Annotated in this window: 25 protein-coding genes; 16 read left to right on the forward strand and 9 right to left on the reverse strand. The window is 62.8% G+C overall.

Annotated features, from left to right (window positions below; translation table 11 throughout):
* Positions 1 to 65: 65 nt before the first annotated feature.
* Positions 66 to 704: a MarR family transcriptional regulator gene (locus FHX11_RS08165; protein WP_184356844.1), complete on the forward strand. Its 639-nt coding sequence runs from the start codon at positions 66 to 68 to the stop codon at positions 702 to 704.
* A 302-nt stretch (positions 705 to 1,006) separates the two neighbouring features.
* Here the strand turns inward: FHX11_RS08165 and FHX11_RS08175 are convergent, their stop codons facing one another.
* A complete protein-coding gene (locus FHX11_RS08175; protein WP_184356846.1) occupies positions 1,007 to 1,288 on the reverse strand; it encodes a hypothetical protein in 282 nt (93 codons plus the stop codon).
* A 168-nt stretch (positions 1,289 to 1,456) separates the two neighbouring features.
* Between FHX11_RS08175 and FHX11_RS08180 the strand changes: the two genes are divergently transcribed.
* Positions 1,457 to 2,464 carry an asparaginase gene (locus FHX11_RS08180; protein ID WP_184356847.1) on the forward strand — a complete coding sequence of 336 codons (1,008 nt, stop codon included), beginning with the start codon at positions 1,457 to 1,459 and terminating at the stop codon, positions 2,462 to 2,464.
* A 6-nt stretch (positions 2,465 to 2,470) separates the two neighbouring features.
* Here the strand turns inward: FHX11_RS08180 and FHX11_RS08185 are convergent, their stop codons facing one another.
* A complete protein-coding gene (locus FHX11_RS08185; protein WP_184356848.1) occupies positions 2,471 to 3,226 on the reverse strand; it encodes a DeoR/GlpR family DNA-binding transcription regulator in 756 nt (251 codons plus the stop codon).
* Positions 3,227 to 3,352: 126 nt separating this feature from the next.
* Between FHX11_RS08185 and FHX11_RS08190 the strand changes: the two genes are divergently transcribed.
* Positions 3,353 to 3,709, forward strand: a complete 357-nt coding sequence (locus FHX11_RS08190; RefSeq protein ID WP_184356849.1) for a DUF4406 domain-containing protein — start codon at positions 3,353 to 3,355, stop codon at positions 3,707 to 3,709.
* A gap of 155 nt (positions 3,710 to 3,864) precedes the next feature.
* Positions 3,865 to 4,485, forward strand: coding sequence for a glutathione S-transferase N-terminal domain-containing protein (locus FHX11_RS08195; RefSeq protein WP_184356851.1), 621 nt, complete (start codon positions 3,865 to 3,867; stop codon positions 4,483 to 4,485).
* Here the strand turns inward: FHX11_RS08195 and FHX11_RS08200 are convergent, their stop codons facing one another.
* The gene (locus FHX11_RS08200; RefSeq protein WP_184356853.1) at positions 4,486 to 4,848 is read right to left on the reverse strand and encodes an MmcQ/YjbR family DNA-binding protein; all 363 of its coding nucleotides are present in this window, start codon (positions 4,846 to 4,848) and stop codon (positions 4,486 to 4,488) included. It abuts the gene before it with no gap.
* 38 nt (positions 4,849 to 4,886) lie between these two features.
* Positions 4,887 to 5,072, reverse strand: a complete 186-nt coding sequence (locus tag FHX11_RS08205; RefSeq protein ID WP_184356855.1) for a hypothetical protein — start codon at positions 5,070 to 5,072, stop codon at positions 4,887 to 4,889.
* 147 nt (positions 5,073 to 5,219) lie between these two features.
* Here FHX11_RS08205 and FHX11_RS08210 point away from each other — a divergent pair, with 147 nt between their 5' ends.
* Entirely contained in the window at positions 5,220 to 6,116 is an 897-nt protein-coding gene (locus tag FHX11_RS08210; protein WP_184356857.1) for a LysR substrate-binding domain-containing protein, read from the forward strand.
* A 7-nt stretch (positions 6,117 to 6,123) separates the two neighbouring features.
* On the opposite strand, the gene FHX11_RS08215 is transcribed toward FHX11_RS08210, so the two are convergent.
* Positions 6,124 to 6,783: a glutathione S-transferase family protein gene (locus tag FHX11_RS08215; RefSeq protein WP_184356859.1), complete on the reverse strand. Its 660-nt coding sequence runs from the start codon at positions 6,781 to 6,783 to the stop codon at positions 6,124 to 6,126.
* A gap of 476 nt (positions 6,784 to 7,259) precedes the next feature.
* Here FHX11_RS08215 and FHX11_RS08220 point away from each other — a divergent pair, with 476 nt between their 5' ends.
* Together FHX11_RS08220 and FHX11_RS08225 are read left to right on the forward strand one after the other, a co-directional pair.
* Positions 7,260 to 10,733, forward strand: coding sequence for an indolepyruvate ferredoxin oxidoreductase family protein (locus FHX11_RS08220; RefSeq protein ID WP_184356861.1), 3,474 nt, complete (start codon positions 7,260 to 7,262; stop codon positions 10,731 to 10,733).
* Between the two features lie 86 nt (positions 10,734 to 10,819).
* Positions 10,820 to 11,983: an isovaleryl-CoA dehydrogenase gene (locus FHX11_RS08225; protein ID WP_184356863.1), complete on the forward strand. Its 1,164-nt coding sequence runs from the start codon at positions 10,820 to 10,822 to the stop codon at positions 11,981 to 11,983.
* Between the two features lie 37 nt (positions 11,984 to 12,020).
* Here the strand turns inward: FHX11_RS08225 and FHX11_RS08230 are convergent, their stop codons facing one another.
* Positions 12,021 to 12,380 (reverse strand): type II toxin-antitoxin system HicB family antitoxin, encoded by a 360-nt coding sequence (locus FHX11_RS08230; RefSeq protein ID WP_184356865.1) that lies wholly within the window; start codon positions 12,378 to 12,380, stop codon positions 12,021 to 12,023.
* Entirely contained in the window at positions 12,377 to 12,631 is a 255-nt protein-coding gene (locus FHX11_RS08235) for a type II toxin-antitoxin system HicA family toxin (protein ID WP_184356866.1), read from the reverse strand. Before FHX11_RS08235 ends, FHX11_RS08230 begins: the two co-directional genes overlap by 4 nt.
* 60 nt (positions 12,632 to 12,691) lie before the next feature.
* Here FHX11_RS08235 and FHX11_RS08240 point away from each other — a divergent pair, with 60 nt between their 5' ends.
* Genes FHX11_RS08240 through FHX11_RS08260 form a run of 5 tightly spaced genes read left to right on the forward strand, consistent with a single transcriptional unit; the run spans position 12,692 to position 18,342 of the window.
* The gene (locus FHX11_RS08240) at positions 12,692 to 14,299 is read left to right on the forward strand and encodes a carboxyl transferase domain-containing protein (protein ID WP_184356868.1); all 1,608 of its coding nucleotides are present in this window, start codon (positions 12,692 to 12,694) and stop codon (positions 14,297 to 14,299) included.
* Positions 14,300 to 14,309: 10 nt separating this feature from the next.
* A complete protein-coding gene (locus FHX11_RS08245) occupies positions 14,310 to 14,693 on the forward strand; it encodes a RidA family protein (RefSeq protein ID WP_184356870.1) in 384 nt (127 codons plus the stop codon).
* Between the two features lie 9 nt (positions 14,694 to 14,702).
* Positions 14,703 to 16,697: an acetyl/propionyl/methylcrotonyl-CoA carboxylase subunit alpha gene (locus tag FHX11_RS08250; protein ID WP_184356872.1), complete on the forward strand. Its 1,995-nt coding sequence runs from the start codon at positions 14,703 to 14,705 to the stop codon at positions 16,695 to 16,697.
* Positions 16,694 to 17,563, forward strand: coding sequence for a hydroxymethylglutaryl-CoA lyase (locus tag FHX11_RS08255; RefSeq protein WP_184356874.1), 870 nt, complete (start codon positions 16,694 to 16,696; stop codon positions 17,561 to 17,563). Before FHX11_RS08250 ends, FHX11_RS08255 begins: the two co-directional genes overlap by 4 nt.
* Complete coding sequence (locus tag FHX11_RS08260; RefSeq protein WP_184356876.1) at positions 17,560 to 18,342, forward strand: crotonase/enoyl-CoA hydratase family protein; 783 nt, start codon at positions 17,560 to 17,562, stop codon at positions 18,340 to 18,342. Before FHX11_RS08255 ends, FHX11_RS08260 begins: the two co-directional genes overlap by 4 nt.
* A 19-nt stretch (positions 18,343 to 18,361) precedes the next feature.
* Here FHX11_RS08260 and FHX11_RS08265 read toward each other — a convergent pair whose 3' ends face one another.
* Positions 18,362 to 19,732 (reverse strand): TIGR03808 family TAT-translocated repetitive protein, encoded by a 1,371-nt coding sequence (locus FHX11_RS08265; protein ID WP_184356878.1) that lies wholly within the window; start codon positions 19,730 to 19,732, stop codon positions 18,362 to 18,364.
* Between the two features lie 372 nt (positions 19,733 to 20,104).
* Between FHX11_RS08265 and FHX11_RS08270 the strand changes: the two genes are divergently transcribed.
* The 4 genes from FHX11_RS08270 (at position 20,105) to FHX11_RS08285 (ending at position 24,315) form a co-directional block, all read left to right on the forward strand.
* Complete coding sequence (locus FHX11_RS08270) at positions 20,105 to 21,115, forward strand: ligase-associated DNA damage response exonuclease (RefSeq protein ID WP_184356880.1); 1,011 nt, start codon at positions 20,105 to 20,107, stop codon at positions 21,113 to 21,115.
* Positions 21,115 to 22,752 (forward strand): cisplatin damage response ATP-dependent DNA ligase, encoded by a 1,638-nt coding sequence (locus FHX11_RS08275; RefSeq protein ID WP_184356882.1) that lies wholly within the window; start codon positions 21,115 to 21,117, stop codon positions 22,750 to 22,752. Before FHX11_RS08270 ends, FHX11_RS08275 begins: the two co-directional genes overlap by 1 nt.
* Positions 22,753 to 22,842: 90 nt before the next feature.
* Positions 22,843 to 23,814, forward strand: a complete 972-nt coding sequence (locus FHX11_RS08280) for an alpha/beta fold hydrolase (RefSeq protein WP_184356885.1) — start codon at positions 22,843 to 22,845, stop codon at positions 23,812 to 23,814.
* Positions 23,815 to 23,883: 69 nt separating this feature from the next.
* On the forward strand, positions 23,884 to 24,315 hold the full coding sequence (locus tag FHX11_RS08285; protein ID WP_184356887.1) for a hypothetical protein: 432 nt from the start codon (positions 23,884 to 23,886) through the stop codon (positions 24,313 to 24,315).
* A 69-nt stretch (positions 24,316 to 24,384) separates the two neighbouring features.
* Here the strand turns inward: FHX11_RS08285 and scpA are convergent, their stop codons facing one another.
* Positions 24,385 to 26,517, reverse strand: a complete 2,133-nt coding sequence (scpA, locus tag FHX11_RS08290; RefSeq protein ID WP_184356889.1) for a methylmalonyl-CoA mutase — start codon at positions 26,515 to 26,517, stop codon at positions 24,385 to 24,387.
* Between the last annotated feature and the right edge of the window lie 14 nt (positions 26,518 to 26,531).

Genomic DNA, 26,531 nt, shown 5'->3' on the forward strand with positions numbered 1-26,531 from the left:
TTTTCCAAGTTATAGATTGGAAAATTACATCGTTGCAGAATTAAAACAAGAGATAACTTGGAAAAATGCGTCAGTCGCCCGTCAACCGAATCCTGATCCTGTTGAAAACCGATGGTCCGCAGCTCGCAGCGGCGCTCGGCAGCGCTCTCGGCATATCGTCGGAGGCGGCGCGCCAGCAATTGACGAAGATGGCGGAGGAAGGGCTGGTCGAGCCGGTGACGGAGGCGGCTTCGGGCAGGGGACGGCCACGGCAGCTCTGGCATCTGACGGCGGCCGGCAATCGGCAGTTCCCCGATGGCCACGCCGACCTGACCGCGGCGCTTTTGACGACTATGGCCGATCAGCTGGGGCAGGGAGCGGTCGATGCGGTGATTTCGGCCCGCGAGGTGGAGACCTTGAAGCGCTACCGCGAGGAGATCGATGCCGCCGCCGACCTGCCGTCACGCGTCGCATCGCTTGCCACCATCCGCACACGCGAAGGCTATATGGCCGATCATTGGCAGGAGGAGGACGGCTCCCTCATTCTGGTCGAAAACCACTGCCCCATCTGCGCCGCCGCAAGCGTCTGCGCCGGCTTCTGCCGGTCGGAACTCGACACCTTCCGCGCGACGCTTGGGGCGAGCGTGGAGCGGGAAGAGCATATTCTGCTCGGGGCGAGGCGGTGTGCCTATCGCATAAGGGCGGTGTCAAACGGGATCAACTGAGCCTGGAAAGTCGGCATAGTTGAGCGGATACCGTCTGGCGCTGTAGACTCTCAGTATCCAAATGGTTTGATCGCGGACAGCATAGGGGATGATAAATCCGTATCGGGGCTCGACAAGCTCTCTAATATCCTCGCGTATTGTCGGGCGCCCCGAATTCGGCTGCTGTTTTAGTGTTTGTATTGCAGCGGCTAGCCGTTTCGATACGCTGCCATATCCCTGTGGGCTCAACGGTTTCAGCCAGTGCTTGAGTTCCTGCAGATCGCGCATGGCATCGCGGGAAAAGCGAATATCCATGAGTGGAGCTATTGCTTGTGCAAAAGCGAAGGCTGCGGCAGCTCCGCATCCTCTCCCCAACTTTCCAACCATGCCAAGACATCGTCACCGGCATAACCCAGGCCATTGTCGACGTCTTTCAATGCGGTATCCATATCCTGCTGCCAGCGGGCCTGATTGCGTAAGTAGCTTTCGACCGCTACCGTCACAATATCGGTGTTCGAACGGCCAGTTTGCGCAGCAAGATCATCGACCTGAGACTGCAATTCATTTGGAAAATCGATATGCATGGTTCGCGCCGATTGCGGCATGGACATCTCCAGATCAGCTGTGCGTGCGATAATAGCACGATCCAGTCTGCGGGCCAGATTCCTTTTCAGGCTCCGCTCAGTCTTCCTTAGCCCTCACATGCCGATTGGCAACCCTCCCAGCAGCGGCTAACAATAGCGCATCCCGCAAATCGAAGAGCGCTTCCCATCATGTCCAATCCCGTCTGCGTCGAAGTCACCCGTGGAAATCTTGTCGAGAGCCGTCATCGCGGTTCGGTTGCGGTCGTCGATGGCGACGGCAAGCTGGTTCTGTCGATCGGCGATGTCGACCGGGCGGTGTTTCCGCGTTCGGCTTGCAAGGCGATGCAGGCGCTGCCGCTGATCGAAAGCGGCGCGGCGGACGCTTACGGCTTCGGCGCGAAGGAACTGGCGCTGGCCTGCTCCTCCCATAATGGCGAGGACGAACACGTGGCGCTCGCCGCATCCATGCTGGCGCGCGCCGGCCGCGACGCCGCCACGCTCGAATGCGGCGCGCATTGGTCCTTCGACCAGAAGACGATCATCCATCAGGCGCGCACCATCGACAAGCCGACGGCGCTGCACAACAATTGTTCGGGCAAGCATGCCGGTTTCATCTGCGGCTGCTCTCATCAGGATATCGATCCCACCGGCTATGTCGGCTACGACCACCCGCTGCAACAGCAGATCCGTGCGACGATGCAGAGCCTGACCGGCACGCCGCTCGGTCACGACAATTGCGGCATCGACGGCTGCGCCATCCCGAGCTATGCCGTGCCGCTCCAGAGACTGGCGCATGGATTTGCCAGGATGGCGACCGGCAATGGACTGGAGCCGTTGCGGACCAAGGCTTCGCGCCGTCTGATCGACGCCTGCATGGCCGAACCCTTCTATGTCGCCGGCACGGACCGTGCCTGCACGAAGCTGATGCAGATCGCTCCCGGCAGGATTTTCGCCAAGACCGGTGCAGAAGGCGTCTTCTGCGCGGCGATCCCCGAACAGGGCATCGCGATCGCGCTCAAATGCGATGACGGCACCACGCGCGCCGCCGAAACCATGGTGGCTGCGACGCTCGCCCGCTTCTTCGAAAAAGATGGTGATATCAATGCCGGTTTGATGGCCATGGCCAACAAGGCGCTCAAGAATTGGAACCGCATCCATGTCGGCGATATCAGGGCGACGGCAGCGTTGACGGCTTGATAAGGCTTACGCGACGAGGACATTCACGCCGGCATCTCGATAGGGTGCCAGGCTTCCCTCCGCAATATCCGACGGCACGATCATGCCCGAAACCGCCGTGATGGGCAGGATGTGGCAGGGAGAGGCCGCATCCAGCTTCTCCTGTGTCGCCAGCACATAGGTTTCCGCCGAAGATTGCGCGATGTGCCGTTTGATGGCGGCTTCTTCGAAATCGCCGGTCGAAAGACTGCGGGCGGGGTGAATGGCGGTGACGCCGAGGAAGAAGATATCCGGCCGCACCAGCGAGATCGCCGCCATTGCCACGGCCCCCGTCGCTACCATCGAATGCTTGTAGAGCTTGCCGCCGATCAGGATCACTTCGGCCGTCGGATGATGCTCCAGTTCGCCTGATATGGTCGGGCTGTGGGTGACGATCGTGAAGGCGAAATCCCTGGGAAGATGCCGCGCGATCTCCGCATTCGTCGTGCCGCCATCGAGAAACACAGTCTGTCCCGGCCGAACCATCCCAGCGGCATAGGCGCCGAGCCGACGCTTCACCTCCGATGATAAGCTTTGCCGCGCGGTAAAATCCGGCAGCTCAGGCGAAAGCGGCAATGCGCCGCCATGCACGCGCTTCAGCAGCTTCTCCGCTGCCATCTCCCGAAGATCCCTGCGGATTGTATCCTCGGACAGGCCGAGATCGTCGGCGACCGCCTTGGCGATCACCTGGCCGTCACGGCGGAGGATATCGAGGATGAGGGTCTTTCGTTGACTGGTGAGCATGCCGTCTGCTTTCGCACGATAAATCATGAATTTTCATGAAACTACCAGAAATGAGTCGACAATCAAGAAATTTAATGCATTTTCGTGCAAATTCCTGCAGGAGGCAGGAGAAAAAGGAGATGTGACATGTTGATCCTGATTGCCGGACCCTATCGCTCCGGAACCGGGGACGATCCCCAGAAGATGGCCGCAAATCTCAAGCGGCTGGAAGAACCCTCCCACGCGCTGTTCAGGGCAGGGCATCTGCCGATGATCGGCGAATGGGTTGCCCTGCCGGTCTTGCACGCCGCCGGCGGCAAGAGCATCGGCGATGATCTCTATGAGGAGATTTTCCACCCGACCGCACACCGGCTGCTGCAATTGTGCGAGGGCGTTTTGAGATTGCCGGGCGAGTCCAAGGGTGCCGACAACGACGTCCGCATCGCTCGCGAGCGCGGCATTCCGGTCTGGCATCGGCTGGAGGATGTGCCCGGCTGCGGCTGAAGGGCTGCTTGACACCCGCCCTCGTGGTTCGAGACGGCCCCATAGGCCTCCTCACCACGAGGGTCGGCCCCATACTTCGCGGACGATCATGGCTTTCGCCCAAATGCAAACCGGCTATAGTTCGCCCAGTCTCCAACGAAGTGGAAATCGATATCATGCTGAATTTGTATTTTGCGGCAGGCACCTGTGCGCTCGCGAGCCTGATCGCGCTTGAAGAATCCGGTCTTGCTTATGAAGCCCGGCCCATCAGCTTCGCCAACGGTGAGCAGCGTTCGCCGGAATATCTGGCGATCAACCCAAAGGGCCGCGTTCCCGCGCTGATCACCGACAAGGGTGTCATCACCGAGAATGTGGCGATCCTTGCCTATGTCGCCCAGATCGCCCCGCAGGCAAAACTGGCGCCGCTCGACGATTCCTTCGAATTCGCCCGCATGCAGGCCTTCAACAGCTATCTCGCCTCGACCGTGCATATCAATCATGCCCATAAGATGCGCGGTCATCGCTGGACCGACGATGCCGCGGCAATCGAGGCGATGAAGGCCAAGGTGCCGCAGACCATGGGCGAAAGTTTTGCCTTGATCGAAGAGACGATGCTGGAAAGTCCATGGGTCATGGGCGAGCAATATACCGTCGCCGATGGTTATCTCTTTACCCTGACACGCTGGCTGCCCGGCGACGGCGTCGATCTGGCCCGCTTCGAAAAGGTCAGTGCTCATCACGCCCGCATGCTGGAACGCCCGGCGGTGCAAAGGGCGCTTGCCGCGCAGCAGGCTTGATCAGATGGCGTCGACGGCGGTCCGCAGCTTCTTTGGTGCGCGGAACCGCCAGGCCTCGGTTAGCCGAACCTGCAATTCCGTGTCGCCGATTTTGGCGATGCGGACCGGCAGCGATGGCCAGCCGATATAATGATCCGACTGGAAATAGATCTCCGGCGCTATCTCGATCAGTTGTTCCTTGCAGTCGACGGGCAAGGACAGGACGATGGTTTCGGTATTCTTGATCGAGACAAATGCCTTGCCGCCGACCTTCAGCGCCGGCAGGCCATAATGGGTGCTGATTTCGACCTCGGGTAGGTGAGCGGCACTGACGAGCCGCAAAAGGCGCTGGAGGATGGCATTGGTGTCGCTGTCCGGTTTCATGTCATCCTTGTCAGGGCTGCAAACTCTGTCGCTTTTCTTTACGCGCATTCATTCGGGCAAGCTTCCCGCTTTCCCGTCGACCGCCCCAGATTTTCCGGCATGAGTGGCAGGTCGGCCAGCTCCTCCAGCGACATCGCTTCCAGCACGGGATGACTGAGCGGGTCGTCTTCCCGTGCGCGATCCTCGTCCAGCAGATGATTGAAGAAAAGCTTCAGTATCGACATGACATGCCTCCTCGTCTCTCCGCGACTATATGCCCTTGGGCATTCAGTGGGTCTGTGGCGGCAGGTTTCAACTCTATGCTGTGATGATCGTGCATTTCGCGCGGAATTTCAATTGAGAATGCCGGGACGCTGATATAGATATTCTATATGAAAAATCTCAACAGCGTGCATTTGAACGGGCTTCGCGCCCTCGAGGCGGTCGGCCGGCTTGGGTCGTTGCAGGCGGCGGCCGACGAGCTTGGCGTCACCATCGGTGCGGTCAGCCAGCAGGTGATCAAGGCCGAGGCGCAATTAGGCCGGCCGGTGTTTGACCGCACGTCGAAGGGCATGGTGGTGACCGAGGCCGGCGCGGCGGTACTCGCGCGGCTCCGGGAGGCGTTTCGAACCCTGTCTGCCGCCGTCACGCTCGCGCAGCATCGCGACGACAATATTCTCACCATCTCCGTGGCACCGGTTCTCGCCGCCCGCTGGCTGGTGCACAGGCTCGATCGCTTCGCCAAGCGGCATCCGGATATTCGCCTGCGGATCGACGCGACCACGCAACTGGTCAATCCGGCCACATCGGATGTCGATATCGGCATCCGCGTCGGCAGCGGGCAATGGCCGGGCGTCAAATCCGAGCTGCTGCTGGCGCAGGAAGTCTTTCCCGTCGTCACGCCGCAGATCGCAGCCACGCTCAAGGAGCCAGCCGATCTCTTGAGCGTGCCCGCCGTCATTGACGGACATGCCATGTTCAGCTGGGACGTCTGGCTGAAGCCGGTCGGTCTTTCCGGCAAATGCATGGAAGAGCGGCATATCTTCAACGACGCCTCGCTCTGTCTGGATGCCGCCATCGCCGGCCAGGGCGTGATGCTCGCCTGGCAGACGCTGGCGGCCTATGCGCTGCAACAGAAATGCCTCGTCGATCCCTTCGGCATTCGCGCCAAGACCGGCTTCGGACATTATTTCATCACGGCCGAAGGCGTGCGAGAAACCAAGAAGGTCACGGTCTTCAAGGCCTGGATTCGCGAGGAGATGGAAGCGAGCATGCGGCTCTTCCAGTGAGGCGGTCTCAGATAGGCTCCTGGCTGCGCGTTGCCTGCATCGCCTTGTAGGCCGGGCGCGACTGGCAGCGCTCGATCCATGCCTTCACCTTCGGATGGCTGCCGAACAGCGCCTGTTCCGTCTGCGCATAGCGCAGCACTTCGGCGAGGTTGAGATCGGCGACGGTGAAGCGGTTTCCGACGAGATAGTCCTGGTTCCGAAGATGTTGTTCCAGCACGCCCAGCGGCAGCTTCAGCCGGCGGCAGGCAACCGCGATCCCCGCCTTGCCGGCCTCGCTGTTTTCCTGGGCATTGTCGTAGATCCTGACGAGCGCGACGCTGTAGGGCTCGACTTCGGTTGCCGCCCACATGGTCCACATCGACATCAGCCCTTCTTCCTCCACCGTCTCGCCGGCGAGCGGACCGCCATGCTTGCGGGCGAGGTAGAGATTGATCGCCAGCGATTCATGCATGATCAGATCGCCGTCCTTGATACAGGGGATCATGCCCATCGGATTGATGGCCAGGAATTCCGCCGACTTCGTGTTGAGCGGCGCATCGGTGCTTGCGGGATTGTCGACCCGGCCGGACTGGATGACGGGCACGGATTTGAACGGGATGCCGAGTTCCCCGGCCATCCAATAGTTGCGCGATGCGCGCGAGCGATAGACGCCGTAGATCGTCAGCATGTGGGGTCTCCCGGTTATTGAGTCAGGTGCACGTTATTGGTGGGCGCAAGTAAGGAAAAGGGGCTGCCGTTGATGGGGCGATGAAAGCTCGTGATGGATGGCAGGCACTCGGGCCGCATCGTCCTTCGAGGCATTTCTGTGAAATGCACCTCAGGATGAGGCGGAACCGGCTTCGTGGTTTGCAACACAGTGCAGATGTTGCGGCGACGGGGCACGAAAGATCAGTCTTCACCCGAGATGTGGAGGCTGCAAGCCGGAGCCTCGAAGGGCGAGGGCGGGTCGTCGGGGGCAAGCACGAAAATATCCGCAAGCCACCCGGAATCTTTGCAAATCATGCTGTTGATAGGCCGCCTTCGTTCGGAAATTAGCATTGCCACATGTTAAAATCGACTCACAGTTTTCCTCGGACGCGGTAGGAGGCGTTTGGCGAAAACCCATATGCGCAATCGATGACTGCGATCTCGGGAGGAGAGCAGATGCTTGCGACCAGCGTATCGCTAGACGACAAATATACCGCAGAGGAAGGCCGCGTCTTCATGACCGGCCTGCAGACGCTGGTGCGGCTGCCGATGACCCAGATGCGCCGCGACCGCGCCGCTGGTCTCAACACTGCCGCCTTCATATCCGGCTATCGCGGCTCGCCGCTCGGCGGCTACGATCAGCAGCTTCTGAAAGCCAAGACTTACCTCGATGCGCATGACGTCACTTTCCAGCCCGGCATCAACGAAGACCTTGCCGCCACCGCTGTCTGGGGCACGCAGCAGGTCGGGTTATCGCCCGGCGCGCGCAAGGACGGCGTGCTCGGCATCTGGTACGGCAAAGGCCCCGGCGTCGACCGCTCCGGCGACGTGCTGAAGCATGCCAATGCCGCCGGTACGTCGAAACATGGCGGCGTCCTCTGTTTCGCCGGCGACGACCATTCCGCCAAATCCTCCACCATGCCGCATCAGACCGACCATGATTTCATGTCGGCGGTCATTCCGGTCCTCTACCCGTCCTCCATCCACGAATTCCTCGAATACGGCCTGCTCGGCATCGCCATGTCGCGCTATTCCGGTTGCTGGGTCGGCATGAAGTTCATAGCCGACACGATAGAGACGACAGCGGCCGTAGATCTCTCCGGCGAAAAGCGACAATTCGTGCTGCCGACCGATTTCGAGCTGCCGCCCGGCGGCCTGAACCTGCGCTGGCCCGATCCGCCGCTCGTCCAGGACGACCGGCTGCAGACCTATAAGGCCTATGCCGCCATCGCCTTCGCCCGCGCCAATCGCGTCGACGAGATTACGCACGATGTGCCGAACGCCCGCCTCGGCATCATCTCCTCCGGCAAGGCCTATGAGGACGTATTGCAGGCGCTGCGCGAGCTGGAAATCGGTCCGAGGGAAATGGCCGCCATCGGCCTGCGCATCCTGAAGGTGCGCATGCCCTGGCCGCTGGAGCCGGAGGCGGTCCGGCATTTCTCCGAGGGACTGGACGAGGTGCTGGTCGTCGAGGAACGGCGCGAGATCATCGAAAACCAGATCAAGCAGCAGCTCTTCAACTGGCGTGCCGACGTCCGTCCGCGCATCGTCGGCAAGTTCGACGAACACGACAAGCCCTATCTCAGCCTGTCGGCGGCATTGACCGTCGGTGCCGTCGCGCGCGCCATTGCCGGGCGCATCCTCAAGCTTGATCTCGATCGGGGCCTACATGACCGCATCGCCGCCAAGCTCGTCTATCTCGCCGAGCGCGGCCAGATCAGCCGCACCCATGTCGCGCCGCTCAATCGAACGCCGTTCTTCTGTTCCGGCTGTCCGCACAACACCTCCACCCGCGTTCCCGAGGGTAGCCGCGCCATCGCCGGCATCGGCTGCCACTACATGGTCACCTGGATGGACCGCAACACCGAGACCTTCACGCAGATGGGCGGCGAAGGCGTGCCGTGGACGGCGATCGCCCGCTATACCGACGAAAAGCACATGTTCGTCAATCTCGGCGACGGCACCTATTTCCACTCCGGCATCCTCGCCATCCGCCAGTCTGTCGCCGCCAAGGTCAATGTCACCTACAAACTGCTCTACAACGACGCCGTCGCCATGACCGGCGGCCAGCCGATCGACGGCTATCTGACGCCGCAGCTCGTGACGAAGCAGTTGCACGACGAGGGCGTGACGCCGATCTATCTGCTTTCCGAAAATCCCGAAGCCTATCCGGCAGCGGACCTTGCGCCCGGCGTCAAGGTGCTGCATCGCGACCATATCGATCAGGTCATGCTGAAATTGCGCGAGACCGAGGGCTGCTCGGCCATCGTGTATGTGCAGACCTGTGCTGCGGAAAAGCGCCGCCGGCGGAGCCGTGGCCTGCTGGAAGACCCGGCCAAGCGTGTCTTTATCAATCCCGCCGTCTGCGAAGGCTGCGGCGATTGCTCGGTGCAGTCCAACTGCATTTCCGTCGAGCCGCTGGAAACCGAATTCGGCCGCAAGCGCCAGATCAACCAGTCGAGCTGCAACAAGGATTTCTCCTGCGTCAAGGGCTTCTGCCCGTCCTTCGTCACCGTCCATGGCGGCAAGCGCCGCAAGCGCAAGGGGCTGGACCATGCCGATGCCGAGGTGCCGATGCCGGAAGTCCCGGTTCTCGGCGAGCGCCCCTGGAACATTGCGATCGCTGGCGTCGGCGGCACCGGCATCCTGACGATCGGCGCCATCCTGGGCATGGCCGCCCATCTCGACGGCAAGGTGCCGATGATCCTCGACATGGCGGGCCTTGCGCAAAAGGGCGGCGCGGTGATGAGCCATCTGCGCATCGGCCATAGTGAGGCCGACGTCACCTCGTCACGCATCGTCAATGGCGGCGCCGATCTCCTGCTCGCGGCCGATGAGGTGGTCGGCGCCTCCAAGGATGCGATCACCCTTTGCGCCACCGCCCGCACCACGGCCGTCGTCAATACCGGCCTCATGCCGGTTGCCGATTTCGTCCGCAACCGCGATTTCGATTTCAAGATCGGCTCGGTGCAGCACACCATCGCCAAGACCGTCAGCGACAGGTCCGTCTTCCTCGATTTCGGTCATGTCGCCACCGAAGTCACCGGCGATGCCATGTCGACCAATATCCTGCTCACCGGCTTTGCCTGGCAGCGCGGCCTGCTGCCGCTGTCGCTGGAAGCCATCGAGAAGGCGATCGAGCTCAATGGCGTCGCCGTCAAGGCCAGCCTCTCGGCCTTCCAGTGGGGCCGGTTGCTGGCGCATGATCCGAAGGCCGTGCATGACATGATGGCGGAGCCGGATGCCGGAAAGACCTTGGCCGAGATGAGCCTCGACGAGCTGGTCGTCCATCGCAAGGCGCATCTGACGGCCTATCAGGATGGCGCGCTCGCCGATCGCTATGCCGCCGCCGTCGCGCGCGCGTCGGCTGCGGCCGCCAAGGCTCAGCTTTCCGACAAGGTGCCCTTCGCCGTCGCCGTCGCCTATGCGCGCGTGCTGGCCTATAAGGACGAATATGAGGTGGCGCGGCTGCTGACCGATCCCGCTTTCGAAGCGCATCTGCGCGAAGAGATGGAAGGCGATTTCAAACTGGCCCTCAATCTTGCCCCGCCGATCCTTGGCGGCAAGGACCCGAACGGCCGGCCGAAGAAGCGCGAATTCGGTGCCTGGATCTTGCCGCTGCTGCGGGCGCTCGCACCGATGAAGCGGCTGCGCGGCACCGCCTTCGATCCCTTCGGCTATATGGCTGAACGCCGTCTGGAGCGCCGGTTGATCGGCGACTATGAAGGGATCGCCGAACGCGTCCTCAGCCGACTGCGCGCCGATAATGAGACGGAGGCCCTTGCCATTCTGTCATTGTTCGATGAGATCAGAGGCTACGGACCGGTCAAGGAGGAGGCCGCCCGCAAGATCATGGCGCGCATCGCCGAGAAGCTGAAAGCCTATGAAATGCCTGAGGAGAAACGCCACGTTCCCGCCGATGCGGCGTGAGGGTTGCAAGAGGGTATGAGGAAAGCGCGATCCCCGGCGCGAATGGTTTCGGGATCGCGCATTTTTAAAAGTGGGAGGAGAGGCCGATGTATGCTGGGGGATTGAACTTCGCGCTCGGCGATGAAATCGAGGCATTGCGCGACAGCGTGCGCCGCTTTGCCGAGCAGCGCGTGGCGCCGCTTGCCGACGAGATCGACCGCAACAATGGTTTCCCGATGCATCTGTGGCAGGAGATGGGTAATCTCGGCCTGCTCGGCATCACCGCCGACGAAGCCTATGGCGGTGCCGGCCTCGGCTATCTCGCCCATACGGTCGCCATGGAGGAGATCAGCCGCGCCTCGGCCTCCGTCGGCCTGAGCTACGGCGCCCATTCCAATCTCTGCGTCAACCAGATCAACCGCAACGGCACCAGCGAGCAGAAGGCGCGCTACCTGCCGAAGCTGATTTCCGGCGAGCATGTTGGCGCGCTCGCCATGTCGGAGCCGGGCGCCGGCTCCGACGTGGTGTCGATGAAGCTCAATGCCGAACGGCATGGCGATCGCTATGTGCTGAATGGCAGCAAGATGTGGATCACCAACGGACCGGATGCCGAGGTGCTGGTCGTCTATGCCAAGACCGCACCCGATGCCGGCCCGCGTGGCATCACCGCCTTCCTGGTCGAAAAAAGCTTCAAGGGCTTTTCCGTCGGCCAGAAGCTCGACAAGCTCGGCATGCGCGGCTCCAACACCTCGGAACTGGTCTTCATCGATTGCGAAGTGCCGGTGGAGAATGTGCTGGGGCAGGCCGATGGCGGCGTTCGTGTGCTGATGTCCGGCCTCGACTATGAGCGCGTCGTACTGTCAGGCGGTCCCGTCGGCATCATGGCGGCCTGCATGGACGTGGTTTTGCCCTATCTGCACGAGCGCAAGCAATTCGGCCAGCCGATCGGCGAGTTCCAGCTGATGCAGGGCAAGCTTGCCGACATGTATGTCACCATGAATGCCGCCCGCGCCTATGTCTATGCGGTCGCCGCCGCCTGCGATCGCGGCGAGACGACGCGCAAGGATGCGGCCGGCTGCATCCTCTATGCCGCCGAAAAGGCGACGGCGCTTGCACTCGAATGCATCCAGGCGCTCGGCGGCAATGGCTATACCAACGATTATCCCGCCGGACGGTTGCTGCGCGACGCCAAGCTCTACGAGATCGGCGCCGGCACCTCCGAAATCCGCCGCATGCTGATCGGGCGGGAGCTGTTTGCCGAGACTGCCTGATTTTGAAAGCGCAACATCAGTGAATTCAGGGAAGTACCTATGCCTTCACAACCATGGAAGCCGACTCCGCATCTCGAGAAGCTGCTTCCGTCAACGTATCGGTGATCCATTGATTGACGGACTGAGCCTTGTTCCCCGCAGCGCGAACGACCTGCTGATGCAGGCGCGGAGTCATGCGCAGGGACAGGTTCCCCGAAAATGGCCGATCGGGTTCCTGCGATCTCTCCGCGCAGAATGCCAGATAGTCATCGACACTGTCGCGGAAGGCCTGCACCAGCTCTTGCGCCGTCTCCGCTTCAAAGGTCACGATATCTCTGATGCCAACGATCCGGCCATGAAAAACCATATCATCCTCATCAAACTCCACCGAACCGGTATATCCCTTGTAAGATCTCATGGCTTTATTCCCAAATCTGTCAGGAATTCCCTGACGGTGCGCACCACATATTGCTTCGTATCGGGCTTTGGATGTGGCCTATGGATGAACAACGTTCGACCGCCCAGCGTAAAACGGACGCGCGAACCATTTCCTTCCGACACCTCACAGCCAATCGCCACCAGCAGTGCTTCGATATCCTGCCATTTGATCGTGGCTTTCACCGGGTTGGTGAAAATGGCTTCCAGCGTTTGCCGCTGCTTCGAATTCATGGGTCGTTCCGCTACGGCAAATTATTGGTATCAAAATATGGTAGCAAATAGGCCAAGTCAATGACCGTCCTGAAATCAGAAATATCGACGCATTCCGAGCGCTTCAGGGACAATCGCGCCGCCATGCTGGAAGCGATCGGCGTGGCCGAGGCGGCTGTTCTGCGGGCAGCGGAGGGCGGTGGCGCGCAGGCGCGCGAGCGGCATGTCGGCCGCGGCAAGATGCTGCCGCGCGACCGGGTGGCGGGGCTGATCGATCCGGCAACACCGTTTCTGGAGATCGGCGCGACGGCTGCGCATGGCATGTATGGCGACGAGGCGCCAGGCGCGGGCCTGATCGCCGGCATCGGCCGCGTCTCCGGCCGCGATTGTATGATCGTCTGCAACGATGCCACGGTCAAAGGCGGCACTTATTATCCGATGAGCGTGAAGAAGCATCTGCGCGCCCAGGAGATCGCGGCGGAAAACAATCTGCCTTGCATCTATCTGGTCGATTCCGGCGGCGCCAACCTGCCGAACCAGGACGAGGTCTTTCCGGATCGCGAGCATTTCGGCCGCATCTTCTACAATCAGGCCAATATGTCGGCCGCCGGCATTCCGCAGATCGCCGTGGTCATGGGGTCGTGCACGGCGGGCGGCGCCTATGTGCCGGCCATGTCGGACGAGACCATCATTGTCGAGGGGCAGGGGACGATCTTTCTTGCCGGACCGCCATTGGTCAAGGCTGCCACTGGCGAAGTGGTCTCGGCCGAGGATCTTGGCGGTGGCGATGTCCATACGCGCCTGTCCGGCGTTGCCGATCATCTGGCGCGCGACGATGCCCATGCGCTTGCGCTCGCCCGGCAGGCGGTCGCCAATCTCAATCGCCGCAAGCCCGAGAGTGTCGAACTGCGCGCGCCCGAGCCGCCGCTCTACGATCCCGAGGATATCCTGGGCATCGTCCCTTCCGATCTGCGCACGCCCTATGACGTGCGCGAGGTCATCGCCCGCATGGTGGATGGCTCCCGCCTCGATGAATTCAAGGCACGCTACGGCACGACGCTGATCTGCGGCTTCGCCCATATCCACGGCATTCCCGTGGGGATCATCGCCAATAACGGCGTCCTCTTCTCGGAATCGGCGTTGAAGGGCGCGCATTTCGTCGAGCTTTGCTCGCAGCGCAAGATCCCGCTGGCCTTCCTGCAGAACATCACCGGCTTCATGGTCGGCCGCAAATACGAGACCGAGGGCATCGCCAAGCACGGCGCCAAGCTGGTGACGGCTGTCGCTACGACCAAGGTCCCGAAGATCACCATGCTGATCGGCGGCTCCTTCGGCGCCGGCAATTACGGCATGGCCGGCCGCGCCTATTCGCCGCGCTTCCTCTGGACCTGGCCCAACAGCCGAATCTCGGTCATGGGCGGAGAGCAGGCCGCCGGCGTGCTTGCCACCGTGCGGGGCGAAGCGTTGAGCCGCGCCGGAAAGCCATGGACGAAAGAGGAAGAGGCCGCCTTCAAGGCGCCGACGCTCAAGATGTTCGAAACCCAGAGCCACCCGCTCTACGCCTCGGCCCGCCTCTGGGACGACGGCATCATCGATCCGCGCAAGAGCCGCGACGTGCTGGCTCTGTCGCTTGTCGCAGCACTCAACGCGCCGATCGAAGACACGCGCTTCGGTCTGTTCAGGATGTGAGGAGATGGAGATGAAACGCGATAATATCAATGCCAAGAATGCACCACAACCTCGTGGCGGCTATGCCCAGGCCGTGAAGCTCGAGAATTTCGAGCGATTGCTGTTCGTCAGCGGTCAGATTCCGATGACATCGGACGATGAGCTTCCCGATGGATTCAAGGCGCAGGCCCGTCAGGCCTGGCTCAATATCGATGCGCAGTTGAAGGCAGCCGGCATGAGCAAGGCGGATATCGTCAAGGTGACGACCTATCTTGCCGACCGCCACCACACGATGGAAAACCGCGAGATCCGCAGCGAATATCTGGGCTCGCTCACGCCGGCCATGACGGTGGTGATCGCCGGGATTTTCGACACCGCCTGGCTGCTGGAAGTCGAGGTCGTTGCCGCGCAATAGGGTCTGCCGATGTTTTCGAAGATACTGATCGCCAATCGCGGGGAAATCGCCTGCCGGATCATCCGGACGGCAAGACGCCTCGGCATCCGCACGGTCGCCGTCTATTCCGATGCCGATCGGGATGCCATGCATGTGGCGCTCGCCGACGAGGCGGTCCATGTCGGCCCGGCGGCGGTGAGTGAGAGCTATCTTTCGAAGGAGAAGATCATTGCCGCGGCCCAGCGCACCGGCGCGCAAGCCATCCATCCCGGCTATGGCTTCCTCTCGGAAAATGCCGATTTTGCCGAAGCGGTCGAGGCGGCAAGCCTGGCCTTTATCGGCCCGTCATCGGCCTCGATCCGGGCCATGGGTCTGAAGGATGCCGCCAAGGCGCTGATGGAGCGGGCCGGCGTGCCTGTCGTGCCCGGCTATCACGGCGACCGGCAGGAGCCCCCCTTCCTCGCTGAACGAGCGGCCGAGATCGGCTTTCCGGTGCTGATCAAGGCGCGGGCGGGCGGTGGCGGCAAGGGCATGCGTCGCGTCGACCGGCCGGAGGATTTTGCGGCCTCGCTGGAGGCGGCCAAGCGCGAGGCCAAATCCGCTTTCGGCGACGACGCCGTGCTGATCGAGAAATATCTGGTCCAGCCCCGCCACATCGAGATCCAGGTCTTCGGAGACAGCCACGGCAACGCCGTGCATCTCTTCGAGCGCGATTGCTCGCTGCAGCGGCGGCACCAGAAGGTGATCGAGGAGGCGCCGGCGCCAGGTATGACGGCGGAGATGCGTAGCGCCATGGGCGAGGCGGCGGTTCGCGCCGCCCGCGCCATCGATTATCGCGGCGCCGGTACGGTGGAGTTCATTGCAGATGTTTCCGATGGCCTGTCGCCCGACCGTTTCTTCTTCATGGAGATGAACACCCGCCTGCAGGTCGAGCACCCCGTCACCGAGGCGATCGCCGGCGTCGATCTGGTGGAGTGGCAATTGCGTGTCGCGAGCGGCGAGCCGCTGCCGAAGACTCAAGGAGAGCTCGTCATAAACGGCTGGGCCTTCGAGGCGCGTATCTATGCCGAAGACCCGTCGCGCGGCTTCCTGCCGGCAACCGGCAGGCTCTCGCATCTTCGCTTTCCCGAAGGCGATGTCCGCATCGATGCCGGCGTACGCGAAGGCGACGGCATCACCTCGTATTACGATCCGCTGATCGCCAAGCTGACGGTGCATGCCGCCGATCGTCCGGCCGCTCTTGCCAAGCTGACGCGGGCACTGGAGCGGACTCAGGCGGCGGGAACTATCACCAATCTCGATTTCCTCATCCGCCTCAGTCGCCAGCCGGCTTTCGCCGCGGGCCATCCCGATACCGGCCTGATCGACCGGGAGGTGGAGGCGCTGACATCGCTGTATCAGCCCGATGATGCCGCGCTTGCCGTCGCCGCCATTGCCGAGGCTGGCGGATTCTCTCGCACCGATGGCGCCGATCCCTGGCTCTCGCTCGGTGCCTGGCGGCTCTGGGGAGAGGCAAGCCGGCCGGTCGTCCTGCATCTTGAGGATGGCGGGCGGAAAAATTGCCGTGTGACGGCGAAGGGAAAAGGGCTGTTCGGGGTCGCTTTCGACGACCGTGCGATTGCGGTGCGCCTGCTTGCCCATGACCGCGAAGGCAACCAGCGCGTCGAGATCGACGGGAGGCAGACGAGCGTCGGTCACGTTCAGGCACCCGCCGGTATGACCTTGTTCCTCGACGGGCGAACGTATCACTTCCACCGCCCCGATCCGCTCGATGGCGGCGAGGAGAGCGCTTCCGGCGGCGACCGGCTGGTGGCGCCCATGCCCGGCCTGATCAAGATCGTCCGGGTACGCGAGGGCGATGCCGTAACCAGGGGGCAGGCTTTGATCGTCATGGAGGCGATGAAGATGGAGCTGACATTGGTGGCCGCCCGCGACGGTGTGGTGGAAAGCCTGCATGTCGGCGAGGGAGACCAGACCAGCGAAAGCGCCGTCCTCCTGTCGCTGCGACCGGAGGATTCGCCATGACCGACCGCTCTTCCAGGCATGTCACCATTGTCGAGATGGCGCCGCGCGACGGCCTGCAGAACGAAAAGCAGCCGATCGACACGGCCGGGAAGATCGTGCTGGTCGATCTCTTGTCCGATTGCGGTTTCGAGCGCATCGAGGTCACCAGCTTCGTCAGCCCGAAATGGGTACCGCAGCTTGCCGACGCGACCGAGGTCATGGCCGGGATCAAGCGTCGGCCGGGCGTGCGCTATGCGGCGCTGACGCCCAACATGCAGGGTTTCGAGGCGGCGGTCGCCGCCGGGGCCGATGACGTGGCGATTTTCGCCTCGGCGTCCGAAACCTTCTCGATGCGCAACATCAATTGCTCGATAGCAGACAGTATCGAGCGCTTCCGGCCGGTGGCGATGGCAAGCCGCGAGCGCGGTATCCCGCTGCGTGGCTATGTGAGCTGCGTCGTCGAGTGCCCCTATGAAGGCGCCGTGCCGTCGGCGAGCGCCGCCGGTGTCGCCCGGCAATTGGCGGAGCTGGGCTGCTACGAGATCAGCCTCGGCGACACGATCGGCAGGGGAACGCCGGAGGCGGTCAACCGGATGCTGGAGGCCGTGCTCGGCGCGCTGCCCGCCGGCATGCTCGCCGGCCATTTTCATGATACGTCCGGCCGGGCTTTGGACAACATCGCCGTTGCCCTGGAGCGCGGCTTGCGCGTCTTCGATGCGGCCGCCGGCGGCCTTGGCGGCTGTCCCTTCGCGCCGGGCGCCAAGGGCAATGTCGACACCGTCGCGGTTCACGACTACCTGACGACGCAGGGCTACGAGACCGGCCTCAACGAGGAAAAGCTCGCCCACGCCGCCGCCTATGCCCGCAGCCTCAGGAGCGCCTCATGACATCGCAAACGATCCGGATCGCCATCGACGGGCGCGGCGTCGCCAGCCTGACACTGGCGCGCCCGGACAAGCACAATGCGCTTTCGGCCGAGATGATCGATGCCTTGACCACCGCTGCCCGCGATCTCGGTCGCGACAGGGCGGTCCGGGTCGTGGTGCTGCGTGGCGAGGGTGCGAGCTTTTGCGCCGGTGGCGATCTCGGCTGGATGCGTGCCCAGTTCGAGGCAACGCGCGAAGGCCGCATGGTCGAGGCGCGGCGGCTGGCCATGCTGTTCAAGGTGCTGAACGAACTGCCGAAACCGCTGATCGCTCGTGTCCACGGCAATGCCTTTGGCGGCGGCATCGGCATTCTCAGCGTCTGCGACATGGTGATATCAGCCGCCACCGCCCGCTTCGGCCTGACGGAAGTGCGCCTCGGCATCATCCCTGCTACCATCAGCCCCTATGTCGTCGCCCGCATCGGCGAGGCGCAGGCCCGTCCGCTCTTCATCTCCGGCAAGGTCATCGATGCCTGGCAGGCGCATGCCGCCGGCCTGCTGTCGCGCGTCGTTGCCGAGGAGGCGCTCGACGAGGCCGTCGAATCCGAGATCCGTCATCTGCTCGCCGCCTCGCCGGAGGCCAGCGCCCGCGCGAAGGCGCTGGCGCGGTCCCTCGGCATGCCGATCACCGACGCGGTGATTGATCGGGTCATCGAGCAACTGGTGGAGGCTTGGGAGAGCGACGAGGCGAAGGAGGGACTGGCGGCCTTCTTCGAGCGGCGCCCGCCCAGGTGGCGTTAAAGCAATAAGATAGGGCAACTCAGGCGACCCTGTTGCGCTCCACCGTCAACTGCGGAAAAGCGCTGCTCCCCGTGGCCGCGAGATCGCCCGATGCCGGCTTGTCCCACAGGAAGCCGATGATCGCGCCTTTTTCAACCTGCTGGAACAGGTTGTCGCTGATGATGGCCGAGCCGGCGCCCTCGGCCACGGAGACGACGCAGCCGATGCCGGCCTGGCGGATGATATTGCCGGTGGCGACGAGATTTCTGAGATAGGGACCCCAGCCAAGCTTCAGCCCCCAGAGCGGTGCGCCTTCGACGAGATTGTCGGCGATCAGCGTATCGGCCTCGGCGGATATGCCGATGCCGAAGCCGCTTTCCTGAGGGTAGGGGCCGGTCGGCGACAGGTTGCGGACGATGTTGCCGGTGATGCTGGCAAGCCGGCCGCCCTTGTCGAAATTCGCAACCGCGATGCCATTCGCGGCGCCATCGATGATGTTGCCGCTGATGGTGGCACCTTCGAACTCGAATTCACAGAAGATCGCCGCTTCGCCGGAGCGCAGGCATTGATTGCCCGATATCTGCACGTTCGATGCCGAATTGGCGCGGATCGCCGTAAAGGCGCAATCGGCGATCCGGTTCCCGGAGACCAGAACGCCGTCGGCGCGGAACACATTGATGCCGTTGCCGTTCTGGCCGGTGCCGCCGTCCCTGGCGCCGATGCGGGCGATGCGGTTGCCGCTGACGATGCTGCCGTCCTCGCCCTTGGCCCAGCGATGGATGAGGATGCCGCCATTGCCGCAATCCTCGACGCTATTGTTCGTGATCGTCAAACCGGCTGATTGGACGGAATAAAGACCGGCATCGGCCGCGCCGGATATATGGCTGCGCTCGATCCGTCCGCCGCAGCGTTCCAGTCGCAGCGCATGCTTGCGGCTGCCGGCAATCTCGCAATTGTCGATCAGCAGCTGGTCGACGCCGGCAAATTGCAGCAGCCCGCCGGCATAATCGCCGAGCCAGCGATTGCCGCCATCCAGCACCAGACCGGACAGCTCGATGCGCTTAGCCTTGTCGGCGCTGATCAGATGGCCGTCGCCGCCATAGACCAGCCGCGAAGCGCCGGGCACGCCGGAGATGCGGGCATTATCCGGCAGCGTCAGGTTCGAAACCTCGTAGTTGCCGGGCGGCAGAAAGAGTGGCCTGTTGTTTCGCGCGGCCGTGTCGATCATCGCCTGCAGCTTGCCGCTCTTGATATCGCTGCTGCCCGGCACCGACCTGTAGGCGATCGCATCGATCGGCCCGCGCATCTCGGCATCAGCCATCCTGGCGAGCGGCGCGGCAAGAACGCGCGGCGCAAGCAGCCCCGCGGCGGCGGAGGCCACAGAAGCAATGAAGGCGCGGCGTTGCATCATGACGAACTCCCGAAACAACGCTTATGGAAGCAGGAAATGTGCCACGCTCATTTGTCCCGTTTTGGTACGGGAAAGCCGAACATTTTATTCCTTTGGTTACCTCGTGCTATCCCAGGGTGATCGCGTATGGGGCGGATGAGCACCGGAAGTTCCTTCTCCCCTCGGGGAGAAGGTGGCCCGAAGGGTCGGATGAGGGGGTGCTGCAACGACCCCATCTCATATGCGATTCCCTTGCGTGCCATCCCAAGGCCAAACCCCATAGCGAGGACGTGCTGGTCTTCGACCTGCCTGATCGACAGGACAAAAGCGAATTCGATCAAAAAGCGTCGCTGATCGCTACATAATCGCGAAAATCGCGCTATCCTTGTTTCCATGAGACCGGATCAACTCCTGTATCCTGCCCCGGAGGGACTGTTTTGCCCGATCGGCGGCTTTTATGTCGATCCGGTGCGGCCGGTCGAGCGGGCGTTGATCACGCATGGCCATTCCGACCATGCCCGCGCCGGCCATGCCCATGTGCTAGCCACCCGCCAGACCCTGGACATCATGCGCATACGCTACGGCGATGGATTTGCCGGATCGGAGCAGGCGATTGGTTTCGACGAGGAAGTGACGATCAACGGGGTCAGGGTGCGGTTTCATCCCGCCGGCCATGTGCTCGGTTCCGCGCAAATCGCCGTCGAGAAGGATGGGCTGCGCATCGTCGTTTCCGGCGATTACAAGCGGCGGCCCGATCCGACCTGTGCCGCCTATGTGCCTGTCCCCTGCGACGTCTTCATCACCGAGGCGACCTTTGGCCTGCCGGTGTTCCATCATCCCGAACCGATGGCGGAGACGCAAAAGCTGCTGGCTTCGCTCCGACAATTTCCGGAACGCACCCATCTCGTCGGCGCCTATGCGCTCGGCAAGGCGCAGCGCGTCATCCGGCTGCTGCGCGACGCCGGCTATGACCGGCCGATCTATATTCACGGCGCGCTGGAGACCCTGTGCGGCTACTACGCCGGGCAGGGCATCGCGCTCGGCGAGCTCAAGCCGGCGACGATGGAAAGCCGGGACCAGTCGGTGTTCAAGGGGGCGGTCGTCGTCGGCCCGCCCTCCGCTTTCCAGGATCGCTGGGCGCGGCGGTTCCATGATCCGCTGCCGGCCTTTGCCTCCGGCTGGATGATGGTGCGCCAGCGTGCCAAGCAACTCGGTGTCGAGCTGCCGCTTGTCATCTCAGATCATTGCGACTGGCCGGAGCTGACCGAGACGATCGCCGAGCTGAAGCCGGGCGAGGTCTGGGTCACGCATGGCCGCGAGGAGGCGCTGGTGCGCTGGTGCGAGCTGCAGGGCATCACGGCCAAGCCGCTGCATCTGATCGGCTATGAAGACGAGGGCGACTGATGAAAGCCTTCGCCGATCTCCTCGACCGCCTGGTGCTGACGCCGAGCCGCAACGGCAAGCTGAAGCTGCTGACTGATTATTTCCGCGATACGCCCGACCCGGATCGCGGCTATGGTCTGGCGGCGATCGCCGGTACGCTGGAGGTGCGCAACGTCAAGCCGGCCATGCTGCGCGAACTCGTGCTGGAGCGCATGGACGAGGTGCTGTTCCGCTATTCCTATGACTATGTCGGCGATCTCGCCGAGACCATCTCGCTGGTCTGGGACAGGGAGAGCGATATCGTCCGGCCTCCCGGCGAGCAGCCGCGGCTCGGCGAAGTCATCCGCCGCATGAATGCGTTGGGGCGAACGGAAGTGCGCGGTTTCGTGCGCGATCTGCTCGACCGGCTGGACACATCAGGCCGTTTCGCCTTCCTGAAGCTCGCGACCGGAGCGCTGCGCATCGGTGTGTCGGCGCGGCTCGCCAAGCAGGCCCTGGCGGAGCTGAGCGGCAAGGATGTGACCGAGATCGAAACGCTGTGGCATGGCCTGCAGCCGCCCTATGAAAGCCTGTTCCACTGGCTGGAGGGCAAGGGCGACAAGCCGGTGCTGGCGACACCGGCGATCTTCCATTCGGTCATGCTCGCCAATCCGGTCGAGCCCGGCGATCTCGACGGACTGGAGCCCAAGGATTTTGCCGCCGAATGGAAATGGGACGGCATCCGCGTCCAGCTATCGCGGGCGGGCGCGACCGCCAAGCTCTATTCCCGATCCGGCGACGATATCTCCGGCGCTTTCCCCGATATCGTCGATGCCATCAGCTTCGAGGGTGTCGTCGATGGCGAGTTGCTGATCGGCGGCACCGCGCGTTCCAACAGCCCGACCCGTACCTTTTCCGACCTGCAACAACGGCTGAACCGCAAGACGGTGACCGCGAAGATGCTGGAGGACTATCCGGCTTTCATCCGCGCCTATGATCTGCTGTTCGACGGCGAGGAGGACGTTCGCGCCCGCGGTTTCCTCGACCGGCGCGAACGGCTGACGGAGATCGTCGAGGCAGCACCGCACGACCGGTTCGATCTGTCGCCGCTGGTCGATTTTACCTCCTGGGAAGAACTGGATCGATTGCGCTCGTCTCCGCCGGATCCGGTGATCGAGGGTGTCATGATCAAGCGTCGCGACAGCGCCTATCTCGCCGGCCGCGCCAAGGGGCCATGGTTCAAATGGAAGCGCAATCCCTACAATGTCGATGCGGTGCTGATGTACGCCCAGCGCGGTCATGGCAAGCGCTCCAGCTATTATTCGGACTTTACCTTCGGCGTCTGGTCGATGACGCCGGAGGGCGAACAATTGGTGCCGGTCGGCAAGGCCTATTTCGGCTTCACCGACGCCGAACTCGATGTGCTCGACAAATTCGTGCGCAACAACACGGTCGATCGCTTCGGGCCGGTACGCGCCGTGCGGGCCGATCGCGATTTCGGCTTCGTGCTGGAGGTCGCCTTCGAGGGCATCAACCGCTCGACGCGGCACAAGTCCGGTGTCGCCATGCGCTTTCCGCGCATCGCTCGTCTGCGGCCGGACAAGCCGCCCTACGAAGCCGACCGGCTGGAAAGTTTGATAGCGCTAATTGACGCCAAGGCTCCCGCGGTTGATGAATAGGAGCAGGCTGATTCCTCACCACAATGTGAGTTGGCCTCGTCTTTCAACCCGTGCAGATTTGCTTGTGCCGGGGATTTTTGGACAGAGCATATGACAAGGTCTGAAGACAACGCATTCCGCCCCGGCCGCCGCATCGTTCTTGCCGGTCTCGCCGCAACACTTTTTGCTCCCAACATCGCCAAGGCCGCCGAGGCCAGGATTGCAGATCCCAAGTCCCCTTTGGCCGCCAAAGTCGAGGAGGCGCTGGCCGATCCGCCGCTGCTGTCGGGCGATTATGCCAAGGAGCGCCGCAAGTTCCGCACCGAGCTTCTGAACAAGGGGCCGGCCCCGGACAAATACGAGCCTTTGGTCGCGCCCGCCGGCGCCGATCAGATTTTCTATCGCAGCGGCCTTGGCGGCGAACTCGAGCTGGTCGCCTGGGTGTCGCGCTACGAGCGCACGCCGAAGCCGAAGCCGGCGGTGCTGTTCCTGCATGGCGGCAATGCCATCGGTCAGGGCCATTGGCTCGTTGCGAAGGCCTATATCGACGCCGGTTATGTCCTGATGATCCCGTCGATGCGCGGCGAAAACGGACAGAAGGGCAATTTCTCCGGTTTCTACGACGAGGTTTCCGATGTGCTGGCCGCTTCGGACCGGCTGCGCCACCTGCCGGGCGTCGATCCGCATCGCCTCTTCCTTGCCGGCCATAGCGTCGGCGGCACGCTGGCGATGCTGACGGCAATGTCGACCAAGCGCTTCCGGGCCGTGACACCGATCTCGGGCAACCCGGACGCCTTCTCCTTCTTCCACCGTTATCCCGAGGATATCCGCTTCAACGCCAAGAACCCGCGCGAATTCCAGATGCGCTCGCCGCTCTGCTATGCGCATAGCTTCAAATCCCCCGTGAAGGTGATGCACGGCACGGAAGAGGCCCATTTCGATGGTCGTGCCGCTCTGCTCGCCAAGCGCGCGACCGCCGGCGGCGTGAAGATCGAGATGGCGACCGTTCAAGGCAACCATACCTCGGCCCTGCCGGCGGAAATCGAGCAGGGCATCCAGTTCTTCAAGAGCGTGGCAGCCTGAGCCGCTTGCTTTTTCTCATCCGCCCGGTAGCTTGGGATATTCGAGCGATTTGATGGCATGGGAGGGCGTGTGGGTTCGGTCGAAAAGAGCTTCAACCTGACGGGCGTATGGGATGGGATCTATAACTATCCAGCGAAGTACGAGATTCCCGAAAGCCATTTTCTCGCAACGCTGATCGAATTCGGCGGCTCATTTTCCGGCTCGATTCATGAAACCATGCAGCGTCGTGCCCATCGGGGCGTAAAGGCTTACGCATCCGTCGAAGGCAGGCGCGACGGCGACCTCGTGACCTTCGTCAAACGCTATGATGGCGGCGGTCTCTCGCACAGTGTCCACTACGAAGGACATTTGAGCCCGGACGGCTGCGAAATCGAAGGGCATTGGCACATTCCGCACGACGATCCGGCCCGCGTCTTCGCCGGTCGCTTCCTGATGATCCGTCATCGCCTGGGCAAGACCCAGCGGGCACTGGTCGAGCGGTTCGAATACACCGGACCATAGGCCCGGCCGGTCAATATTGCGCATTTTTCCTCGGCTTGCGGCGTCGCGCGGCAGCTTGAGGTGTAGCGATCATTCCATCAGCCGATCGATCAATGCCGCGGCCGCTTCCGCGATCACCGTGCCCGGCGGAAAGATCGCGTCGGCGCCGGCGGCTTCCAGTGCCGGGAAATCCTGTGGCGGGATGACGCCGCCGACGGCGATGAGGATGCGGCCGGCGTGGCGGCGAGCGAGCGCCTCCTTCAACTCCGGCACTAGCGTCAGGTGCCCGGCGGCGAGCGAAGAGGCGCCGATGATGTCGACCCCTTCGCGCACCGCGAGATCGGCCACTTCCTCCGGCGTCTGGAACATCGCCCCGACGACGACATCGAAGCCGAGATCGGCAAAGGCGGTGGCGATGACCTTCTGGCCGCGGTCATGGCCGTCCTGGCCCATCTTGGCGACGAGAATGCGCGGCTTCTCGCCCTTTGCCTTGCGGAAGGCATCGACCCTGGCGACGGCCGTGTTGAAAACGGGATCGGCGGCGCCGACCTCCTTGCGGTAGACGCCCGAGATCGTCCGGATTTCGGCGACATGCCGGCCATAGGCCTTTTCCAGCGCCAGCGAAATTTCGCCGACAGTTGCGCGCGCCCGCGCAGCCTTGACGGCGAAATCCAGCAGATTGCCGGTGCCGTTGCGCGCAGCCTCGGTCAACGCATCCAGGGCGGTCTCGACCGCTGTCGTCTCACGCGTACCCTTCAATTGCTGCAGTTTGGAAAGCTGCCGGGCGCGGACCTCGGAATTGTCCACCTTCAGCACGTCCACTTCGATATCCTGCTCCGGCCGCGAGAAATTGACGCCGACGACGGTCTGGTGGCCGCTGTCGATGCGCGCCTGCGTGCGGGCGGCCGCTTCTTCGATCCGAAGCTTGGGAATACCCTTTTCGATCGCCTTCGCCATGCCGCCGATCGCCTCGACCTCCTCGATATGGGTGAGCGCGCGGGCCGCCAGATCATGCGTCAGCCGCTCGACATAGGCCGAGCCGCCCCAGGGGTCGATGATGCCTGTGGTGCCGGATTCCTTTTGCAGCAGGATCTGCGTGTTGCGGGCGATGCGGGCCGAATGATCCGTCGGCAGCGCCAGCGCCTCGTCGAAGGAATTGGTATGCAGGGATTGCGTATGCCCCTGCGTCGCCGCCATGGCCTCGACCATGGTGCGGATGATGTTGTTCATCGGGTCCTGCGCCGTCAGCGACCATCCGGAGGTCTGGCTATGGGTTCTGAGCGCCAGTGATTTCTGATCCTTCGGCGCAAAATTCTTTTGCATCAGCGCCGCCCAGATCAGCCGCGCCGCGCGCATCTTGGCGACTTCCATGAAGAAGTTCATGCCGACGGCCCAGAAGAAGGAAAGGCGCGGCGCGAAACTGTCGATATCGAGCCCGGCGGCAACGCCTGCGCGCGCATATTCGATGCCGTCGGCGATCGTATAGGCGAGCTCCAGGTCCGCGGTCGCGCCGGCCTCCTGCATGTGATAGCCGGAAATCGAGATCGAATTGAATTTCGGCATGCGCTGGCTGGTATAGCTGAAGATGTCCGAGACGATCCGCATCGAGGGCTGCGGCGGATAGATATAAGTGTTGCGGACCATGAACTCCTTGAGGATGTCGTTCTGGATCGTGCCCGACAGCTTGTCCTGCGAAACGCCCTGTTCCTCGGCGGCGACGATATAGAGCGCCATCACCGGCAGCACCGCGCCGTTCATGGTCATCGACACGCTCATCTCGCCGAGCGGGATGCCGTCGAAGAGCTGGCGCATGTCGAGAATGGAATCGATCGCCACGCCGGCCATGCCGACATCGCCGGCGACGCGTGGATGATCGCTGTCGTAGCCGCGATGGGTGGCAAGGTCGAAGGCGACGGACAGGCCTTTCTGACCGGCCGCCAGATTGCGGCGATAGAAGGCGTTCGATTCCTCGGCGGTGGAGAAACCGGCATATTGCCGGATCGTCCAGGGTTGCTGGACATACATTGTGGGGTAGGGGCCGCGGACGAAGGGGGCGGCGCCGGGATAGGTATCGAGGAAGTTCAGGCCGGCTAGGTCATGTGTGTCGTAGAGGCGCTTGACGGCAATCCCTTCCGGGGTTTGCCAGGAAGGGGCACTCGTCGTTGGCGTATTCGTTTGTGGTTTTTTCCAGCTGATGTTGGTGAAGTCGGGGATACGGGTCATGGAGCCGAGACCTC

The sequence above is a fragment of the Rhizobium sp. BK602 genome, assembly GCF_014195095.1.
Taxonomy (GTDB): domain Bacteria; phylum Pseudomonadota; class Alphaproteobacteria; order Rhizobiales; family Rhizobiaceae; genus Rhizobium.

Excerpts from the sequence above, each read along its gene's own strand:
- FHX11_RS08165 (WP_184356844.1), top strand. The coding sequence starts at position 66 with ATGCGTCAGTCGCCCGTCAACCGAATCCTGATCCTGTTGAAAACCGAT.
- FHX11_RS08175 (WP_184356846.1), bottom strand. The coding sequence starts at position 1,288 with ATGCCGCAATCGGCGCGAACCATGCATATCGATTTTCCAAATGAATTG.
- FHX11_RS08180 (WP_184356847.1), top strand. The coding sequence starts at position 1,457 with ATGTCCAATCCCGTCTGCGTCGAAGTCACCCGTGGAAATCTTGTCGAG.
- FHX11_RS08185 (WP_184356848.1), bottom strand. The coding sequence starts at position 3,226 with ATGCTCACCAGTCAACGAAAGACCCTCATCCTCGATATCCTCCGCCGT.
- FHX11_RS08190 (WP_184356849.1), top strand. The coding sequence starts at position 3,353 with ATGTTGATCCTGATTGCCGGACCCTATCGCTCCGGAACCGGGGACGAT.
- FHX11_RS08195 (WP_184356851.1), top strand. The coding sequence starts at position 3,865 with ATGCTGAATTTGTATTTTGCGGCAGGCACCTGTGCGCTCGCGAGCCTG.
- FHX11_RS08200 (WP_184356853.1), bottom strand. The coding sequence starts at position 4,848 with ATGAAACCGGACAGCGACACCAATGCCATCCTCCAGCGCCTTTTGCGG.
- FHX11_RS08205 (WP_184356855.1), bottom strand. The coding sequence starts at position 5,072 with ATGTCGATACTGAAGCTTTTCTTCAATCATCTGCTGGACGAGGATCGC.
- FHX11_RS08210 (WP_184356857.1), top strand. The coding sequence starts at position 5,220 with ATGAAAAATCTCAACAGCGTGCATTTGAACGGGCTTCGCGCCCTCGAG.
- FHX11_RS08215 (WP_184356859.1), bottom strand. The coding sequence starts at position 6,783 with ATGCTGACGATCTACGGCGTCTATCGCTCGCGCGCATCGCGCAACTAT.
- FHX11_RS08220 (WP_184356861.1), top strand. The coding sequence starts at position 7,260 with ATGCTTGCGACCAGCGTATCGCTAGACGACAAATATACCGCAGAGGAA.
- FHX11_RS08225 (WP_184356863.1), top strand. The coding sequence starts at position 10,820 with ATGTATGCTGGGGGATTGAACTTCGCGCTCGGCGATGAAATCGAGGCA.
- FHX11_RS08230 (WP_184356865.1), bottom strand. The coding sequence starts at position 12,380 with ATGAGATCTTACAAGGGATATACCGGTTCGGTGGAGTTTGATGAGGAT.
- FHX11_RS08235 (WP_184356866.1), bottom strand. The coding sequence starts at position 12,631 with ATGAATTCGAAGCAGCGGCAAACGCTGGAAGCCATTTTCACCAACCCG.
- FHX11_RS08240 (WP_184356868.1), top strand. The coding sequence starts at position 12,692 with ATGACCGTCCTGAAATCAGAAATATCGACGCATTCCGAGCGCTTCAGG.
- FHX11_RS08245 (WP_184356870.1), top strand. The coding sequence starts at position 14,310 with ATGAAACGCGATAATATCAATGCCAAGAATGCACCACAACCTCGTGGC.
- FHX11_RS08250 (WP_184356872.1), top strand. The coding sequence starts at position 14,703 with ATGTTTTCGAAGATACTGATCGCCAATCGCGGGGAAATCGCCTGCCGG.
- FHX11_RS08255 (WP_184356874.1), top strand. The coding sequence starts at position 16,694 with ATGACCGACCGCTCTTCCAGGCATGTCACCATTGTCGAGATGGCGCCG.
- FHX11_RS08260 (WP_184356876.1), top strand. The coding sequence starts at position 17,560 with ATGACATCGCAAACGATCCGGATCGCCATCGACGGGCGCGGCGTCGCC.
- FHX11_RS08265 (WP_184356878.1), bottom strand. The coding sequence starts at position 19,732 with ATGATGCAACGCCGCGCCTTCATTGCTTCTGTGGCCTCCGCCGCCGCG.
- FHX11_RS08270 (WP_184356880.1), top strand. The coding sequence starts at position 20,105 with ATGAGACCGGATCAACTCCTGTATCCTGCCCCGGAGGGACTGTTTTGC.
- FHX11_RS08275 (WP_184356882.1), top strand. The coding sequence starts at position 21,115 with ATGAAAGCCTTCGCCGATCTCCTCGACCGCCTGGTGCTGACGCCGAGC.
- FHX11_RS08280 (WP_184356885.1), top strand. The coding sequence starts at position 22,843 with ATGACAAGGTCTGAAGACAACGCATTCCGCCCCGGCCGCCGCATCGTT.
- scpA (WP_184356889.1), bottom strand. The coding sequence starts at position 26,517 with ATGACCCGTATCCCCGACTTCACCAACATCAGCTGGAAAAAACCACAA.